Genomic DNA, 21,595 nt, shown 5'->3' with positions numbered 1-21,595 from the left:
ATTTAATGTTGTCGTAATAATCCGGTATATGTTGTTTATACCGGATTATTTTTATATTAAGACAAGATAAGGGAATGGCTAATTTCCATATAAGTTATTTAATCAGGTTTTTTTGCTATTGTTGTTATTTTTCGGTGTGTAATTTAGTTTTATTACCATATTGGAAATATATTTAATTGTGTGGTTATTATTTGGTTTTTTAAAAAAATGATTCTGAAGAGTTGGTGTAACATGTGATGATAGTAATTTATTTATTAATAACAACATGTGTTGATTGAATTGATCTTAATTCAATAATCTCTATTTTTCATTAAAATAATTAGTAGTGATAAGTATGGTGAATAAATAACATTTCATAATTCTGCCATACATGGCCTCCTTCAACCAATTGTTATAAATAGAATTATTGTCGGCATAAGATGTAGCGCTATTTTGGAATCTTATTTGTAGTTGAAATTATATTTTATTATGATCTAATTATTACGAGGTAATATATCATTAAGTCGTTTTTAAAGTGTGTTCGCCTGTTTGTGATATTTGAGTTGGCGGCGTTTTTTCTATTGAAAAATAATGTTTTATGAATTATTTTAATCTGATGTCATATTATTACATAATTGAGATTGCAGGATTGCATTGTCAATATTGAATAATTTCAGTTGGATATTAATGGAGGACGGGTAAAATATAACATTGATTTAGTGTTTGTATATAGTAAATGCAGTTAACGATTCCATTTTTAATTATGGAATTCAGTGTCAGATAATGAAAATTGCAGAAAGCCAAAGGCGCTTACCTGAAAGTAGAAATGGGGAATAATATCTTATTCCGGCTCATAAGATGAATTATTTATTCTATTGTCAAGGAAATTAGCGCTGAATAATTGTTGATTATATGGCTATTAATCGGGCTATGGCATCCCGCATCTGAGTATCTTGAATTAATGTCAGACGTGTCCGTTTTTATTTCTTGGGGGCAAGAAATAAGAAAACAACATTGATGGTAACTGTCGGCAATGACGGTTTTCAAATTTCTAACAGGTTCGTTGAGGTAAATAGATGAAAGATAACATTGCTAAAATGGGAAGTGCTTGTAAAACTGAACACCTCCTTCAGAGGTCAGAAAACATAACCGACGCAAACGACGCTTCACAACCGACCCAAAATACAAAGGATCTCTCCCAGGCGCTTACACCCAGTGAATCATTCTGGTATGAGCGTCTTGCCGCTTTGCAGCCATTCCAGTTACCTTTTGAAACTGCCGGGAATCAGGCAGAACCCAGATGGATAATAAGTGCCTGGCAGTCTCCGTTGCCGAAAAAAGGTGAAGAGGACCCATTACAGGTACTATTGCAGGCATTCGTTATCTATCTTGCGCGTTTGACTCAGCAGACCGAATTTCAAATCGGTTGGTGCGTGAATGAGTTAAATGAGACACCGGCAGATCTGGCGCCTGTGGTGCCTATGGCTGTTGAGGTGGCGTTTGATAAGCCGTGGAGGATGGTAGCTGACTGGGTTGATGACGAGCTTGCCCGGCTGGCGCAGCACCGGACATTTAGTCATGATCTTCTTATCCGCTTGCCTTCATTGCAGGCTATCCCGGCGCTGACAACCCACCGGCCATGGCAGATCGCCGTCTCGGTGATACAGGATGATCAGACGGCACCCGGTGAATTGCTGACGCTCCAGGTGAATGCACAGGGCGGTTTTCGCTGGGTATACGATGAAAATCGTTTGAGCACGGAAGGGGTTTTGCGGATGAGCGAACACTTGCAGGTGCTGGCTTCGTCAAAAAGGCAGGGTGAGGAAATCCCTGTCGGGCAGCTTAATGTGTTGCCGGAGGCTGAACGCACGTTGTTGCTGGAAACCTGGAACGCCACGGAAAACCCTTATCCTAATCCGCTATGTATCCATCAACTGTTTGAGCAACAGGTAGAGCGGGCCCCAGAGACCCCGGCGTTGGAGTATCAAGAGCAGACCCTCAGTTACGCGGAATTGAATAGCCGGGCTAACCGTCTGGCGCATCAACTGATTGCGCAGGGTGTCACACCTGACCAGCAGGTAGCGATTTGTGTGGAACGCTCTCCGGCGATGGTGGTGGCTTTGCTGGCGGTACTGAAAGCCGGTGGGGCCTATGTGCCGCTGGATTCAACCTATCCGGGGGAACGTCTGGCGTATATTCTGAATGATACGGCGCCGTCAGTAGTATTGGCTGATGCGGTTGGACGGGCTGTGCTGGGCGAAGAGGCGCTGGCCGGGCTGACGGTACTGGACCCGAATACCCTGCCAGACCAGCCGGACAGTAATCCGCAAGTCGCCGCGTTGACGCCACAGCATCTGGTGTATGTGATTTACACTTCCGGCTCAACCGGGCAGCCGAAAGGGGTGATGGTAGAGCATCAGTCGGTGTATCAACGGTATTTGGGTTTTAATGAGACCTATGCTGTCACGGCACAAGACCGGGTTCTACAATTTTCCTCTTTTGCGTTTGATGCTTCGGTAGAAGAATTCTACTCGTCATTATGTCATGGTGCGACGCTGGTTATTCGTGATGATAGCTGGCTGGCTTCGGTGCAGGAATTTATCACTTTAATCCGACAAAACCGTATTACGGTGATGTCTCTGCCGACCTTATTCTGGTCTGAAGTGGCGGCCAGAGACAAAGCATTACCGTTGCCGGATTGTCTCAGGTTAATCATTATTGGTGGTGAGGCGGTACAGAAGAGAGCTATTCAGGCGTGGTTTGCCCAGGAAACTTATCGCCCACGGTTATTAAATACGTATGGTCCGACTGAAAATACCGTGATTGCGACTTGTAAAGAAATCTTATCCCCAGCAGATGATCGTTCTATTGGCAGGCCGGTTAAAAATACCTGCATCTACCTATTGGACAAAAACGGTCAACCGGTGCCATTAGGCTGCATTGGTGAAATGTATATTGGCGGCGTTGGTGTGGCGCGCGGTTATCTTAACCAGCCGGAATTGAGCGCGGAGCGTTTTATACGGGATCCCTTTAGTCCGGTATCCGGAGCGCAGATGTACCGGACGGGGGATTTGGCCCGCTACCTGGCGGACGGTGAGCTGGCATTCTTGGGCCGTAACGACCAGCAGGTTAAAATCCGCGGCTTCCGGGTTGAGTTGGGGGAAATTGAAGCCCGGCTGTTGGAATACCCGGCAGTGCAAGAGGCGGCGGTACTGGCGCTGGATGGCAGGCGAGGCAAACGTTTGGTTGCCTATGTGGCGGCGCAAGTGCATGAAGGATTGGCTGCCGATCTGCGTGCACACCTGAGTACCATTTTGCCTGACTATATGATCCCGGCGGCTTTTGTGCGTCTGGAGTCCTTTCCGCAGACCCCGAATGGCAAGTTGGATCGCCGGGCATTACCGGCCCCGGGGGAGGAAGATTTTGCCCGGCAGATTTACGAAGCCCCACAAGGGGAGGCTGAGATCGCCATTGCCGCTCTCTGGCGTGAGTTATTGGGTATTGAGCAGATCAGCCGGCATGACAGCTTCTTTGCACTAGGCGGGCATTCACTGCTGGGCGTGCAGATGATTGAACGCTTGCGTCACCAAGGGGTGACCCTGGCGGCGCGTGATCTGTTCCAGTCGCCCGTGCTGTCAGATCTGGCCCAAATGTTGGGGCGGCATCAGGCCGTGATAGTGCCGCCTAACGTGATGACACCGGCGACCACGGCGCTGACGCCTGAGATGTTGCCGTTGATTGATCTGACTCAGCCTGACATTGACCACATCGTCGGACTAGTGCCGGGCGGGATGGCGAATATTCAGGATATCTATGCCCTGTCGTCGTTGCAGGACGGTATCCTGTTTCACCATGTGTTGGAAAAGGAAGGCGACCCGTATCTGGTGCTCTATCCAGTGGCCTTTGCTAATCGCGCTCTGCTGGACCGTTATCTGGCGGCGGTGCAACAGGCGATTGATCGCCATGATATTTTGCGTACCGTCTTTATCTGGGAAGGATTATCTGTGCCGGCTCAGGTAGTTTGGCGTCAGGCGACCTTGTCGGTGACTGAATTGATACTGGACCCGGCTGACGGCTCCGTCATTGACCAGTTAACCCGGCGTTTTGACCCAGGTCACTATCGTCTTAACCTGAATCAGGCCCCGCTATTGCATTTTGTCATCGCCCAGGAAACCGATGGCCGTTGGTTTTTACTGGAGTTACAGCATCACCTGATTGGTGATCATGAAACGATGGAAGTGATGCACCGTGAAGTGCAGGCCTGTTTTTCCGGGCAGGAGGACCGTCTACCGGTTCCGGTGCCGTTCCGCAATTTGGTGGCGGAGGTTCGGTTGGGGGTGAGTCAGGCCGCCCATACCCGTTTCTTTACCGACATGTTGGCCGAAGTGGATGAGCCGACGCTGCCGTTCGGGCTGACGGAGGTGCATCGTGATGGCTCGCGGGTGACGGAATCCTACCGGATGTTGACGGCTGGGTTGAATGACCGTTTGCGTAGTCAGGCCCGGCGTTTGGGTGTCAGTCTGGCGGCATTGTGTCATCTGGCCTGGGCACAGGTGTTATCGTGTACCAGCGGGCAGGAGAAAGTGGTGTTTGGTACCGTGTTGTTTGGGCGCATGGCGGCGGGAAACGGTGCTGACAATGGGATGGGGCTGTTTATTAATACGTTGCCGTTGCGGTTGGATATCGATGATACCCCGGTACGGGACAGTGTGCAGGAGGTACATCTGCGGCTGGCCGGCTTGCTGGCGCATGAGCATGCGTCACTGGCTTTGGCCCAGCGGTGCAGTGGCGTTGCCAGTGGTACGCCCCTCTTTAGCGCCCTGTTGAACTACCGACATAATGAACAGCCGGATCCGCTGGATGAAACGATGGCTGGGATTGAATTCCTGGGCGAACAGGAGCGTACTAACTATCCGTTTGGGCTGTCGGTGGAGGATGGCGGCTCTTCTTTGGGATTGACCGCGTATGTGGTGCAGCCGTTTGATCCGGACAGGATATGCGGTTATATGCAGCAGGCGCTGGAGAGTCTGGCGGAGGCGCTTGAGCAAGCTCCGGAGACGCCGGTACGGGTGTTGAATATCCTGCCTGCGACGGAACGCACGTTGTTGCTGGAAACTTGGAATGCAACAGAAACCCCTTATCCTGATCCGTTATGTATCCATCAGTTGTTTGAACAACAGGTGGAGATAACCCCGAATGCCACAGCGCTGATGTATCAACAGCAGACCCTCAGTTATGCCGAATTGAATGCCTGTGCCAACCGGTTAGCCCATCAACTGATTGCGCTGGGCGTGACACCGGACCAGCGGGTGGTGATTGGCGTGGCCCGTTCCCCGGCGATGGTGGTGGCGCTGCTGGCGGTGCTGAAAGCGGGTGGGGCCTATGTGCCTCTGGATCCGGCTTATCCCAGAGAACGACTGGTGTATATCCTGAATGATACGGCCCCGTCCGTGGTCCTGGTTGATGCGGCTGGCCGGGCGGCGCTGGGGGAAGAGGCGCTGGGCGGGCTGACGGTACTTGACCCGAATACCGTGCTGAACCAGCCGGACAGCAACCCACGGTTATCTGGGTTGACGCCACAGCATCTGGCGTATGTCATTTACACCTCCGGTTCAACCGGGCAGCCGAAAGGGGTGATGGTAGAGCATCAGGCGGTGTATCAACGTCATCTGGGGTTGAATGAGACCTATGCCATTACGGCGCAAGACCGGGTGTTGCAATTTGCCTCTTTTGCCTTTGATGTTTTAGTGGAAGAGTGTTTCTCGTCATTATGTCGTGGTGCCACGCTGGTGATGCGGGATGATAGCTGGCTGGCGTCTATGCGGGAATTTATTGACTTATCCCGGCAATACCGTATCACGGTGATGTTTCTGCCGGCGTCGTTTTGGTCCGAACTGATGACCGGGGATAATACGTTGTCACTACCAGACGAGCTCCGGTTAATGGTTTTTGGTGGTCAGTCGGTCAAAAAGAGTGCCATTCAGGCATGGTTTACCCAGGAAACCCACCGGCCCCGGCTATTGAACGCGTATGGCCCGACGGAAAATACGGTGACGGCGACTTGTAAGGAAATATTGTCTCCGGAGGATGTTCGTTCCATCGGCCGGCCGCTTAAGAATACCTGCGTCTACCTGCTGGACCGAGATGGTCAACTGGTACCATTAGGTGGCATTGGTGAAATGTATATTGGCGGCGTCGGGGTGGCGCGCGGTTATCTGAACCGGCCGGCGTTGAGCGTGGAACGTTTTATACCGGATCCCTTTAGCCCGGTAGCCGGAGCGCGCATGTATCGCACTGGGGATCTGGCTCGTTACCTGCCGGATGGCGATCTGGAATTCCTGGGCCGTAACGACCATCAGGTTAAAATCCGCGGTTTCCGGGTTGAGCTGGGGGAAATTGAAACCCGGTTGATGGAACACCCGGCGGTGCAGGAAGCGGTGGTGCTGGCGCTGGATGACGGACGGAACAGACGGTTGGTCGCCTATGTGGCGGCGGAAGCGAATGGCGGGTTAGTTGCCTGTTTGCGTGAACACCTGAGTGTCTTGTTGCCTGATTATATGGTCCCGGCGGCTTTTGTACGTCTGGATGCCCTCCCGTTGATGCCGAATGGCAAGCTGGATCACCGGGCGTTACCGGCTCCGGGGGAGGAAGATGTTGCCCGTCAGATTTATGAAGCCCCGCAAGGGGAGGCTGAGATTGCCCTAGCCGCCATCTGGCGTGAGTTACTGGGCATTGAGCAGGTTAGCCGGCATGATAATTTCTTTGCGCTGGGTGGCCATTCACTGCTCGCCGTGCGCATGATTGAACGTCTGCGTCACCTGAGATTGACACTGACGGCGCGTGATCTGTTCCAGTCGCCGGTATTGTCTGAATTGGCTCAAACGTTGGGGTGGCATTGTGCTGTGATGGTGCCGCCTAACGTCATTACACTGGCAACTACAGCGTTAACACCGGCGATGTTGCCGCTGATAGATCTGACTCAGCCAGAGATTGACCATATCATCCGGCAAGTGCTGGGTGGGGCTGCCAATATTCAGGATATCTATGCGTTGTCGCCGTTGCAGGATGGTATTCTGTTCCACCACTTACTGGCGAACGAAGGTGATCCGTATTTGTTAGCCGGACAGATGGCCTTTGCTGACCGGTCTCTGTTAGACCGTTATCTGGCGGCGGTGCAACAGGTGGTTGAGCGCCACGATATTCTGCGTACCGCCTTTATTTGGCAAGGGTTGTCAGTGCCGGTTCAGGTGGTTTGGCGCCAGGTGCCTTTGTCGGTCACTGAATTGACGCTGGACCCGGTTGATGGGCCGGTTGGTGATCAACTGGCAGAACGTTTTAATCCCCGTCATTATCGTCTTGATTTGGGGCAGGCGCCTTTGCTGCGTTTTGTGATTGCTCAGGAGACCGATGGCCGTTGGTTTTTACTGGAATTGCAACATCACTTGCTCGGTGACTATACCACAATGAAAGTGATGCACCGTGAAGTTCAGGCGTATCTTGCTGAACGTGAGGACAGTCTGTCTTCCCCAGTTCCTTTCCGTAATCTGGTGGCGCAGGCCCGGCTGGGGGTGAGTCAGGCCGAGCATACTCGTTTCTTTACCGACATGTTGGCGGAGGTGGATGAACCTACACTGCCGTTCGGGCTGGCGGAGGTGCATCTTGATGGCTCGCAGGAGATGGAAGCCTACCGGATGCTGATGGCCGGGATGAGTGACCGTCTTCGCCATCAGGCCCGGCGTTTGGGTGTCAGTCTGGCAGCGTTGTGTCATCTGGCCTGGGCACAGGTCCTGTCGTGTACCAGTGGTCAGGAGAAAGTGGTGTTCGGCACCGTGCTGTTTGGGCGCATGGCGGCGGGAGAAGGCGCTGACAGTGGCATGGGGTTGTTTATTAATACTCTGCCGCTGCGGCTGGATATGGATGAGACCCCGGTACGGGACAGCGTGCGGGCGGTGCATCTGCGGCTGGCCGGGTTGCTGGAGCATGAGCACGCTTCACTGGCGCTGGCCCAGCGGTGCAGTGGGGTTGCCAGCGGTACGCCCCTCTTTAGTGCGCTGTTGAACTACCGACATAATGATCAGCCGGATCTGTTGGATGAAACGATGGACGGGATTGAATTCCTGGGCGAACAGGAGCGCACTAACTATCCTTTTGGGCTGTCGGTGGAGGATGATGGCACCACATTGGGGCTGATCGCTCATGTGGTGCAGCCGTTTGAGCCGGATCGGATATGTGGTTATATGCAGCAGGCGCTGGAGAGTCTGGTGGAGGCCCTTGAACAGGCCCCGGAAACCCCGGTACGGGCGTTGAACATCCTGCCGGAAGCGGAACGCACGTTGTTGCTGAAAACTTGGAACGTCACGGAAAGCCCGTATCCTGATCCGTTATGTATTCATCAGCTGTTTGAGCAACAGGCAGAGCAAACCCCACAGGCCACGGCGTTAGAATATCAACATCAGTTCCTCAGTTATGCTGAATTAAATGCTTGCGCCAACCGCCTTGCCCATCAACTGATGACGCTGGGTGTCACACCGGATCAGCCGGTGGCGATTTGCGTAGCACGTTCCCCGGTGATGGTAGTGGCGTTGTTAGCCGTGCTGAAAGCCGGTGGTGCTTATGTGCCGCTGGACCCAACCTACCCGGAGGAACGTCTGGCGTATATCCTAAATGATACGGCTCCATCGGTGGTATTGGCTGATGCAGCCGGTCGGGCGGCGCTGGGTGAAGAGATATTGGCTGGGCTGACGGTACTGGACCCGAATATTCTGCCGGACCAGCCGGACAGCAACCCGCAGGTTCCTGCGTTGACACCCCAGCATCTGGCATATGTGATTTATACCTCCGGTTCAACCGGGCAGCCGAAAGGGGTGATGGTAGAACATCAGGCGGTGTATCAACGGTATCTGGGTTTTAATGAGACTTATGCCGTCACCGCGCAAGACCGAGTGTTGCAATTTGCCGCTTTTGCGTTTGATGTTTCGATCGAAGAATGCTTCTCGTCATTGTGCAACGGTGCCACGCTGGTGATGCGGGATGATAGCTGGCTGGCTTCGATGCCGGAATTTATTGCCTTAGCCGGGCAAAGCCGTATCACGGTGATGTCACTGCCGGCCTTATTCTGGTCTGAACTGGTGGTCAGAGATGACGGATTATCGTTACCGGATTGTCTCCGGTTCATTATCATTGGCGGTGAGGCGGTTAAAAAGAGCGCCATTCAGGATTGGTTTGGGCAGGAAACCCACCGACCCCGGTTATTGAACGCTTATGGTCCGACGGAAAATACCGTGACGGCGACCTGTAAGGAAATACTATCTCTGGCAGATGATAGTTCTATCGGCTGGCCGATTAAGAATACCTGCGTCTACCTGCTGAACAGAGACGGCCAACCCGTCCCATTAGGCTGCGTTGGCGAAATGTATATTGGTGGCGTCGGGGTGGCGCGGGGTTATCTGAACCGGCCGGAATTGAGTGCGGCATGTTTTATGCCGGATCCCTTTAGTCCGGTGTCCGGTGCGCGGATGTATCGCACCGGGGACTTGGCCCGCTACCTGCCGGACGGTGATCTGGAATTCCTGGGCCGTAACGACCAGCAGGTTAAAATTCGGGGCTTCCGGGTTGAGCTGGGTGAAATTGAGGCTCGGTTGATGGAACACCCGGTGGTGCAAGAGGCGGCGGTGCTGGCATTGGATGATGGGCAGAACAAACGGCTGGTCGCCTATGTGGTGGCAGAAGCGAATGAGGGGTTGGTGGTCAGTTTACGTGAACATCTGAGAGCAGTTTTACCTGACTATATGGTACCAGTAGCCTTTGTACGCTTGGATACCTTCCCGCAAACCCCGAATCGCAAGCTGGATCTCCGGGCGTTGCCTGCGCTGGGGGAGGTGGCGTTTGCCCGTCAGGTCTATGAAGCCCCACAAGGGAAGATAGAAACGATGCTGGCGGTGGTCTGGTCTGAGTTGCTGGGTGTTGAGCAGATTGGCCGGCATGACAGCTTCTTTGCGTTGGGCGGCCATTCACTGCTCGCCGTGAGCATGATTGAACGATTGCGGCGTATCGGTTTAGGCGTATCGGTACAAGCGTTATTTCAGTGCCCAACCCTCTGTATTCTGGCGCAGTCCCTGGTTCAGTATGATGAAATCCTAGTGCCTGATAACCCTATTACACCGGATACGGTGGCGTTGACCCCGGACCTGTTGCCGTTGATTGACCTGACTCAGCCTGAAATTGATCTGATCGTTGGGCAAGTGCCGGGCGGGATGGTCAATATTCAAGATATCTATGCCTTGTCGCCTTTACAGGACGGTATTTTGTTCCACCATTTGCTGGAGAGTGAAGGCGATCCGTATCTGTTAATCAGCCAGATGGCTTTTGCTGACCGGACACTGTTGGATAATTATTTGACGGTGGTTCAACGGATAATTGATCGGCACGATATTTTACGTACCGCTTTTATCTGGCAAGGATTGTCAGTGCCGGCGCAGGTAGTTTGGCGCCAGGCCCAATTGTCCGTCACTGAATTGACGCTGGATCCGGCCGACGGTCCGATCAGTGACCAGTTAATCGGGCGTTTTAACCCGCGTCATTATCGTCTCGATTTGGGTCGGGCGCCTTTGCTGCATTTTGTGATTGCGCAGGAAGGAGCTGGGGGACGCTGGATCCTGTTTGAATATCAGCATCATTTGATCGGTGACCATACCACGCTGGAAGTGATGAACCGTGAAGTACAGGCGTATCTTACCGGTCAGGAAGATAGCCTGCCTGAGCCGACGCCGTTCCGTAATTTGGTGGCGCAGGCCCGGTTGGGTGTCAGTCAGGCAGAACATATCAGCTTCTTTACCGAGATGTTAGCTGAGGTAGATGAACCGACACTGTCGTTCGGGTTGACGGAGGTGCATCGTGATGGTTCACAGGTGATGGAATCGCATCGGATGCTGACGACTGAACTGAATGACCGTTTGCGTAGTCAGGCTAGACATTTGGGCGTGAGTTTGGCAGCTTTGTGTCATCTGGCTTGGGCGCAGGTATTGTCGCGCACCAGCGGTCAGGAGAAAGTGGTGTTCGGCACGGTGCTGTTTGGACGTATGCAAGCGGGGGACGGCGCTGACAGCGGCATGGGATTGTTTATCAATACGTTGCCGTTACGGTTAGATATGGATGAAACCTCGGTACGGGACAGTGTGCAGGCAGCACATAGCCGACTCGCTGGATTATTAGCACATGAACATACCTCACTGGCGCTGGCTCAGCGTTGCAGTAGTGTGCGGGGTGAGATCCCCCTCTTTAATAGTCTGTTTAACTATCGGCATAATGTTTTGCCGGCAACAACAGATGAACTTATCAGCGGTATTGAGTTTATTGATGGACAGGAGCGGACCAACTATCCGTTAGCGTTATCGGTGGAGGATTTTGGCGAATCCTTAGGGCTGACTGCCCAGGTAGTGCAACCTATTGATCCGGAAAGAATATGCGGTTATATGCAACAGGCGCTGGAAAGTCTGATAGAAGCGCTTGAACAAGCCCCGGAGACGCCGGTACGGACACTGAATATTCTGCCTGAAACGGAACATACGTTATTGCTGAAAACCTGGAATGCCACTGAAACTGCGTATCCTAACCAGTGGTGTATTCATCAGTTGTTTGAACAACAGGTGGAGAAAACCCCTGACGCGACAGCGTTGGTGTATGAAGAGCAAACCCTATGTTATGCGGAATTAAATGCCCGTGCTAACCGGCTGGCCCATCAGCTGATTGCACTGGGCGTAGTGCCTGATCAACGCGTGGCGATTTGTGCTTCACGTTCACTGGCCATGGTGGTGGGATTGTTGGCGGTGTTGAAAGCGGGTGGCGCCTATGTGCCGTTAGACCCGGCTTATCCGGGTGAACGTCTGGTGCATATCCTGAATGATGTTGCACCGTCAGTGATACTGGCGGATGAGGTGGGATGTGCGGTACTGGGCAGGGAAGCGCTGGCCGGACTGACGGTACTCGATCCCAATCTTTTACCTGACCAGTCAGACCGTAATCCACAGATACCTGCGCTGACTTCCCGTCATTTGGCGTATGTGATTTACACTTCCGGCTCTACCGGTACACCGAAGGGTGTCATGGTTGAGCATCGCTCTTTGTTAAATTTACATGGAACGCTGACAGAGCGTGCATTTGTGTTTTCACCGGCCCCTTACCGGGTTAGCCTGAACGCCAGTATTTCCTTTGATGCGGCATTGCAAAACATACTTGGCCTGTTGAATGGCTACACGCTGGTGATTGTTCCACAAGATGTGCGCGCCGATAGTGCGGCCTTATTGCAATTTTTAGCCAGGACAAATCTTGATGTGCTGGATTGTACGCCAATGCAATTAGAGATGTTGTTGGCAGCGGGTTTGCATCAGCATCAAAAAGCGTTGACGCTGCTGATTGGCGGTGAGCCTATATCAGTACAAACCTGGCAGGCGGTAGCCAGTATACCGCAACTGACGGCTTATAACGTCTACGGTCCAACCGAATGCACCGTGGATGCGACGCTGGCCTGCATAGCGCCGGCGCATCCTTACCCGACGATTGGTCGCCCGCTTGCTAATACCCGGCTTTATTTACTGGATAAGTTTGGCTGTCCTGTACCGTTGGGCGTGGTGGGGGAATTGTATATTGGTGGCGCGGGTGTGGCGCGGGGCTATCTGAACCGGCCAGAATTGACTGCTGAATGTTTCCTGGTCAATTCGTTTAACGATAAACCGGGTGCACGGATGTATAAAACGGGAGATTTAGCCCGCTACCTGCCGGACGGTAATCTGGAATTCCTGGGCCGTAATGATCATCAGGTGAAGATCCGTGGCTTCCGTATTGAACTGGGTGAAATTGAAACCCGGTTGTTGGAACACCCTGCGGTGAGTGAATCTGCTGTGCTGGCATTGGGAGAAGGGCAGGATAAGTGTCTGGTTGCCTATGTGGTGGCGCAAGCGGATGACGGGTTGGTTAACCGTCTGCGTTCTCATCTGAGTACAATTTTGCCTGACTATATGGTGCCATCGGCCTTTGTGTGTTTGGATGTCTTTCCGTTAACCCCTAACGGTAAACTGGATCGCCGGGCGCTGCCGGCACCGGGGGAAGAGGCGTTTGCCCGTCAGGTCTATGAAGCCCCGCAAGGGAAGATAGAAACGATGCTGGCGGCGGTCTGGTGTGAGTTACTGGGGGTTGAACAGATTAGCCGGCATGACAGCTTCTTTGCCCTGGGTGGCCATTCACTACTTGTTGTGCGGATGATTGAACGATTACGGCGTATCGGTTTGGGCGTATCGGTACAAACGTTATTCCTGCATCCAACACTTCATGTTCTGGCGCAATCCTTGGTTCTGCATGATGAAATCCCGGTGCCTGACAACCGTATTACACCGGATACGGTGGCGTTGACACCGGACTTGTTGCCGTTGATTGATCTGACCCAGCCTGAAATTGACCTTATCGTCGGGCAGGTGCCGGGTGGGATGGGAAATATTCAGGATATCTATGGGTTGTCGCCGTTGCAGGATGGCATTTTGTTCCATCATCTGCTGGAGAATGACGGTGACCCGTATCTGTTGATCAGCCAGATGGCTTTCGCTGACCGGGCGCTGTTGGATCATTATTTAGCTGCGGTGCAACGGACAATTGATCGGCATGATATTTTACGTACCGCCTTTATCTGGAAAGGACTGTCAGTCCCTGCTCAGGTAGTCTGGCGTCAGGCCCAATTATCAGTGACTGAACTGATACTAAACTCGGCTGACGGCCCGATCAGTGACCAGTTAACCGGGCGTTTTGACCTGTGTCGGCATCGTATCGATTTGAGTCAGGCACCCTTGCTACATTTTGTGATTGCGCAGGAAGGAGCAGAGGGTCGTTGGATACTGCTTGAATACCAGCATCATCTGATTGGTGACCATACCACGCTGGAAGTGATGGATCGCGAAGTACAGGCGTATCTTGCCGGTCAGGAGGCGTGTTTGCCTGCGCCGGTTCCTTTCCGCAATCTAGTGGCGCAGGCCCGGCTCGGTGTCAGTCAGGAAGAACATACCCGTTTCTTTACTGAGATGTTAGCTGAAGTAGACGAACCGACGTTGTCGTTTGGGTTGAAGGAGGTGCGTCGTGATGGTTCGCAGGTGACAGAATCCCACCGGATGCTGACGAGCACACTGAATGACCGTTTGCGTAATCAGGCCCGGTGTTTGGGCGTCAGTCTGGCGGCGCTGTGTCATCTGGCTTGGGCACAGGTGCTGGCGTGTACCTGTGGGCAGGAGAAAGTGGTGTTCGGCACGGTGCTGTTTGGACGGATGCAGGCGGGTGATGGCGCTGACAGCGGTATGGGATTGTTTATCAATACGTTGCCGTTGCGGCTGGATATGGATGATACCCCGGTACGGGACGGCGTGCAGGCCGCACATAGCCGACTCGCTGGATTATTAGTGCATGAGCATGCCTCATTGGCGCTGGCCCAGCGTTGCAGCGGTGTGCGGGGTGAGATCCCCCTCTTTAATAGTCTGTTGAATTATCGGCATAATACCCAACTGGAGACGTCAGATGAACTGATCAGCGGTATTGAATTTATTGGTGGACAGGAGCGGACTAACTATCCGCTAGCACTATCGGTAGAGGATTTTGGTGAATCCCTAGGGCTGACTGCTCAGGTAGTGCAACCGCTTGATCCGGAAAGGATATGTGGTTATATGCAACAGGCGCTGGAAAGTTTGGCAGAAGCGCTGGAACAATCCCCGGAGACACCGGTACGAGCACTGAATATTCTGCCTGAAACGGAACGTACGTTGTTGTTAAGGACCTGGAATGCGTTTGAGACCGCGTATCCTGAGCAGTTATGCATTCATCAATTGTTTGAACAACAAGCGAAGGAAAATCCAGACACTATGGGTTTGGTGTATGAGGACCAGACCTTCAGCTATGCTGAACTGAATGCTCGGGCTAACCGGCTGGCGCATCAGCTGATTAGGTTGGGTGTCGTACCAGACCAGCGGGTGGTGATTTGCGTGGCACGTTCACCGGCGATGGTGGTGGGATTACTGGCGGTGCTGAAAGCGGGTGGGGCTTATGTGCCACTGGACCCGGCCTATCCGGGTGAGCGTCTGGCGCATATTCTGAAGGATGTCGCGCCGGCTATTTTGTTGGCGGATAATGTTGGACGTACAGCGTTGGGTGAGAAGGCATTGACAGAACGGGCTGTCCTTGACCCGAATATCCTGTTTGACCAGCCGGACAGTAACCCGCAGGTCCCTGCATTGACTTCACGGTATTTGGCGTATGTGATTTACACTTCTGGTTCGACCGGCACGCCGAAAGGGGTGATGGTCGAACATCGTAGCGTGGTTAATCTGGCTTTGGCTCAAATTACCCGGTTTGATGTTCGGGTAACCAGCCGGATATTACAGTTTGCCTCATTGGGTTTCGATGCCAGTGTCGCGGAAATAATGACCGCGTTGGGCGGTGGGGCCGGCCTGATTATTCCTGCCGATACAGTTCGTCAGGACCCGAACCGCCTTTGGCATTATCTGGAAGCACAGAAGGTGACGCATGCTTTTCTGACACCGGCTTTGCTCCAGGAAGGGGGTGATTTACCGGCGCTAACGATAAAGCCAACCTTGATACTGGGTGGTGAAACGCCTGGCACGGCGCTGCTTCAAGTGTTGTGTGGCCGGGTAAATCTGTTTAATGATTATGGTCCGACAGAAGTCACGGTGTGTGCCACCACTTGGCATTGTCCACCAGACTATACGGATACAGGGGTGCCTATCGGGCACCCGACGGCCAACACGCGGGTTTATCTGTTGGATGCTCACGGTCATCCGGTACCACTGGGAGCAGTGGGGGAATTGTATATTGGGGGGGCCGGTGTGGCGCGGGGTTATTTCAATCGTCCTGACTTGACCACTGAACGTTTCCTTATGGATCCGTTTAGCGATAAACCCGGTGCACGTATGTACCGAACCGGGGATTTGGCCCGTTACCTGCCGGACGGCAACTTGGTATTTGTTGGTCGTAATGACCAGCAGGTGAAAATCCGGGGGTTCCGTATTGAACCGGGAGAAATCGAAGCGCATCTAACAGAGCACCCGGCAGTACGTGAAGCGTGGGTACTGGCGTTGAGGGACGGGCAGGATAAACGGCTGGTCGCCTATGTGGTGGCGCCAGAGGATGACGGGCTCATTAACAGCCTTCGTGCCCACCTGAGTGCAGCTTTGCCTGACTATATGGTGCCGACGGCCTTTGTCCGTTTGGATGCTTTCCCGTTAACCCTTAACGGCAAGCTGGATCGCCGGGTATTGCCGGCGCCAGGTGAGGAAGCCTTTGCCCGTCAGCACTATGAAGCCCCGCAAGGGGAAGCTGAAATTGCGCTGGCGGCTATCTGGCGTGAGTTGCTGGGGATTGAACAGATTAGCCGGTATGACAATTTCTTTGCCCTGGGCGGTCATTCGCTGTTGGCGGTGCGGATGATGAACCGGATAGCGGCTTTAGGTATTGAACTGCCACTGAGTGCATTGTTTGAAGCCCCCGCTTTAATTGCCTTTGCTGAGGCAATGCGTGCCCGGTTTGATGAACAGCGCAGGATATTGCCCGTTATCATGCCGATATCCCGTGAGGAGGTGTTGCCGCTATCATTCGCTCAACAACGTCTGTGGTTCCTTGCCCAGTTTGAGGGCGTTAGTGATACCTATCATATCCCGATGGTACTGCGTTTGTGTGGTCGGCTGGATATCGTTGCCTGGCAGCAGGCGCTCGACACGTTGTTTGCTCGTCATGAAGCGTTACGTTCTGTTTTCGTCTCCGTTGACGGTCAGCCACAGGTGCAATTGTTGGCTGCGGACAGCGGCTTGCCGTTGTCTCAACATGACCTGCGTGGGATCCCGGATGCTGAAACCGTGCTTGAACGCCTGAGCACTGAGGAAACTTACACGCCATTTGATCTCGGTCATGGCCCGCTTATCCGTGCTTCGCTTATCCGGCTCACGGATGATGAATATCATTTTTTGCTCACCCAGCATCACATTGTGTCGGACGGTTGGTCTGTCGGCGTGTTGATGCATGAGTTAAGTACCCTCTATACGGCTTTTCTGGCCGGACAACCTGACTCGCTACCGCCGTTGGCGATTCAATATCCTGATTACTCCGCTTGGCAGCGTCAATGGTTGTCGGCTGAACGGGTTCAGGCCCAATCCGACTATTGGCGTACCATGCTGGTTGGCGCGCCGGTACTGCTAGATTTGCCAACCGATCGGCCACGTCCTCCTCAACAGTCGTTTACGGGGAATATTGTACCTGTCGATCTGGATGCGGAATTGACACAATCCCTTAAGCGTCTGAGTGAACAGCAAGGCGTCACGTTATTCATGACCCTGTTGTCAGCTTGGGCGACGGTTCTGTCGCACTTGTCAGGTCAGGAGGATCTGGTTATCGGCACACCGAGTGCAGGCCGCAGTCGCCAGGAAGTGGAATCCCTGATCGGTTTCTTTATCAATACGCTGGCGTTACGTATTGATTTATCGGGTGCGCCGAATGTGATTGAGTTGCTGGCGCGCGTGCGGCAAACCGCATTGGCGGCACAGATGCATCAGGACCTGCCATTTGAACAGGTGGTGGAAATTGTGCAGCCGCCACGCAGACTGGCGCATACCCCGCTGTTCCAGGTAATGTTTGCCTGGCAGAACAATGAGAGCCTGGAATGGGGGCTGCCCGAGTTGGTTGTCTCACCTGTTGATCCCGTTCTCGATATAGTCAAGTTTGATCTGGAACTGGAACTGTCTGAGGAGGAAGGCAGGATTGTGGGTATGCTGAGTTATGCCACGGCCCTGTTTGACCAACCAACAATCGAGCGCTATGTGGGGTATTTGCATACGGTACTGCAAGCGATGGTGGTCCATCCTCAACAGCCAGTTAGGGAAATTGATATTTTGGCCCCGGCAGAGCGCAGGCTATTGTTGGAAACCTGGAACGCCACTGAAACAGCCTATCCTGACCAGCTGTGCATTCATCAGTTATTTGAACAACAGGCCGGGAAAATGCCGGATATGACGGCACTGGTGTATCAAGACCAGACTTTCAGCTATGCTGAACTGAATACCCGGGCTAACCGGCTGGCGCATCAACTGATTGCGCTGGGTGTAGAACCGGATCAGCGGGTGGCGATTTGCATAGCACGTTCACCGGCAATGGTGGTGGGATTGCTGGCGGTGCTGAAAGCGGGGGGAGCCTATGTGCCACTGGACCCGGCCTATCCGGGTGAGCGTCTGACGCATATTCTGATTGATGCCGCGCCGATTATCTTGTTGGCGGATAATGCCGGATGTGGCGCACTGGGTGAGAAAGTACTGGCGAGTCTGACCGTGCTTGACCCGAATTCACTGCCAGACCAGCCGGACAGTAACCCACAGCTACCGGCATTGACTGCACGGCATCTGGCGTATGTGATTTACACCTCCGGTTCGACCGGCACGCCGAAAGGGGTGATGGTGGAGCATCATAGTGTGGTTAATCTGGCTCTGGCGCAAATAACCCGGTTTGATGTGAATGTAACCAGTCGGGTATTGCAATTTGCTTCCTTTGGTTTCGATGCCAGTGTGTCGGAAATGATGACCGCGTTGGGCGGTGGGGCCGGCCTGATTATTCCTGCCGACCCGGTTCGTCAGGACCCATTACGCCTTTGGTACTATCTGGAAGAACAAAGGGTGACGCACGCTTTCCTGACACCGGCTTTGTTCCAGGAAAGAGGCGATTTACCGGCGCTAACGATGAAGCCAACCTTGGTACTGGCGGGTGAAGCGCCCAGCACGGCGCTGCTTCAGGCATTGCGAGATCGGGTAAATCTGTTCAATGATTATGGCCCGACAGAAATCACGGTGTGTGCCACGACTTGGCATTGTCCGTCAGACTATGCGGATACATGGGTTCCTATCGGGCGTCCGACGGCCAACACGCGGGTTTATCTGCTGGATGCTCAGGGCCAGCCAGTGCCTTTGGGGGTGGTCGGTGAGCTGTATATTGGCGGCGCGGGTGTGACGCGGGGTTATCTGAACCGTCCAGAGCTGACGGCTGAACGTTTTCTGACAGATCCGTTTAGCGATAAACCGGGTGCACGTATGTACCGAACTGGGGATTTGGCCCGTTACCTGCCAGACGGCAACCTGGTGTTTGTTGGCCGTAATGACCAGCAGGTAAAAATCCGGGGCTTCCGGATAGAAGTGGGGGAAATCGAGGTGCGTTTGACTGAACATCCGGCGGTGAGTGAAGCGCGGGTACTGGCGTTGGGTGATGGGCTGGACAAGTATTTGGTGGCTTATGTGATGGCTCAGGAGAATGATGGGCTGGTTAACAGTTTACGTGAACACCTGAGTGCTTTGCTGCCGGATTATATGGTGCCGGGCGCCTTTGTGTGTCTGGATGCTTTCCCGCTGACGCCTAATGGTAAGCTGGATCGTCAGGCATTACCCGCACCGGACGAAAAAGCCGTTGCCCGTCAGGTTTACGCCGCACCGTATGGGGAAACAGAAATGGCATTGGCGGCGATTTGGCGTGAATTGCTGGGGGTTGAACAGGTCAGCCGGCATGACAACTTCTTCGCCCTGGGCGGTCATTCACTGCTTGCCATACGAATGATAAATCTTGCCGCCGGTCAGGGGTTGATTTGTACCTTGAATGCTTTGTTCCAATGTCCTGTGTTGTCCGAATTGGCAGCGAAAATCACCTCAGATTTGCAGTCTCAGTCGCAAAGCAGTGCCATACCGGTGCGACAGGAAGGAACAGAACTGCCGTTGTTCTTTGTACCCAGTGGAATGGAAGACTATTCCTATGTCTTCGGGCTGGCTCAACATATCCGGTCAGGCTATCCGATTTATGCGGTATCCTGGTCGTCCATCAATGAAGAAGCGGTGCCGACTATGGAAGAGCAGGCGGCCAAAATGATCAGTTTGATGAAGGCGGTTCAACCGGCAGGCCCGTATCGGATATGTGGTTACTCTTCCGGCGGCATATTGGCTTATGCTATTGCCCAGGAGCTTTTGCATGCCGGTGAGACGGTGAACTTCCTGGGATTGATTGATACGCCGGCGCCTCATTATATCAGGGAGCAGCCTATGCAACTCAAGCATCAGTTCTTTGACGAGTTAGTCAGGCAGTTTGGGGAAGAGCACACTCAGGAGATGGCGGCGTTGTACCGGCGAATTGATGAGCTGAATTTAGTGCAATTTATTGAAGTAGCACAAGAATTGGCGTTATACCCCGCCAATCTGCGCCCTGAATTAGTCGCAAAAAGTTGGGAGCAGATAGAGTGTTATGCGCAAATAGTTGGAGATTATGAGCCACAGGTATTAACGGTAACGCTGCATCAGTTTTATGCGATGGAACGTCCCCCTGCGAGTCCTTTTGTGACGGATGAAAAACCGAAACCTTTAACTATAGACCCATCGTTAGGTTGGGCACAGATGATACCTGACTCTTCACTTCGGTTGATTGCTGTTCCGGGTAATCATTTTAGTTTATTGGAGGATAATGAGAATAGAATCTCTTTAGCTCAGGCTATAAATAGGGCGTTGGCAATCAGTTGTGGTGGCGAGGTGTTATAATATAGATATATTAATCAATATTGAATAATCTAATATTGGTGTAATGATCCGGTATATATTGTTTATACCGGATTATTTCTATGCTAGAAAAGAATCAGGAAAATGATAGTTTCATAATAAATTATTTTATTATATCTCTTCGTTATTGTTGTTATTTTCTATTATGTGATCTACATCTAATTATATTGTTACTTTTGTTTTATTTTTTTGATTTTCTGGGTATCTCGACGGTGTATTTAGTTGTAGAGTAATTATTGAAAATATTTATTTTGATAAAAATAATCGAAAATTTGATAATGACAATATATTTCCTGGTGATGATATAGGCTGATTTAATCAGCTTTAATTTCATGATCTCGTCTTGGTATATATTGTTTTTATTTTAAACAACTCAGGATAACAAGAAGTGAAAAAACAGTGGCGGATAGTCTCAATGTATCTGTTATTCGGTGTTTTTGAACTGAATAGCATTAAATTCTTCTCCTGCTTATACCTCGTCATGGCTAATATCGCCGGATATCAGAGAAATCGCATCAAAAAGCGATTTCTCTGGAGTGCTTGTCATTTTAATCAATATCATACAGAGTTAATAATTACGCTTGTTACATTATTCTATTATTATGGAATAATATATAGTGGAATTAATTCTAAATTATAATTGTTTCTTGGTGGTATTGAGTGAAATAACGTTTCTATTTTCAATGGAATCTAATCGTTATAAAGAAATATATTTAAGCTGGTGTGGGTCTGTTTATGGTATCTACACTGGTGGTACTGTTTTGGTGTTATAAAATAATGTCGTATATGATGGTTTTTAACCTGAAGTTATATTTTTGTTAAATATGCATAATAAATGCAGGGAATTGGCTTGTCTTTAATTGTGTAATTTATCATCAGCCAATAGGGATTACAGAGAATTAATCTAATTTATCTAAAAAACAGGAGCAAAAATGGAATATTTTATTCCGGATCATAAATTGAATTATTTATTTCGTTGTCAAGGGAATTAGCATCGTAGCGTT

The 21,595-nt window shown here is 51.8% G+C and carries 1 protein-coding gene; it reads left to right on the top strand.

What is annotated here, in order from left to right; translation table 11 throughout:
• Positions 1-1,055: 1,055 nt before the first annotated feature.
• Positions 1,056-20,573, top strand: coding sequence for a non-ribosomal peptide synthetase (locus LGZ99_RS15125; protein WP_036840870.1), 19,518 nt, complete (start codon positions 1,056-1,058; stop codon positions 20,571-20,573).
• Positions 20,574-21,595 lie beyond the last annotated feature (1,022 nt).

This window comes from Photorhabdus temperata (assembly GCF_025384845.1).
GTDB lineage: Bacteria > Pseudomonadota > Gammaproteobacteria > Enterobacterales > Enterobacteriaceae > Photorhabdus > Photorhabdus temperata.
The sequence above is the reverse complement of the archived record's forward strand: the minus strand, read 5'-3'. Positions and strand labels throughout refer to the sequence as shown.

Excerpts from the sequence above, each read along its gene's own strand:
- LGZ99_RS15125 (WP_036840870.1), top strand. The coding sequence starts at position 1,056 with ATGAAAGATAACATTGCTAAAATGGGAAGTGCTTGTAAAACTGAACAC.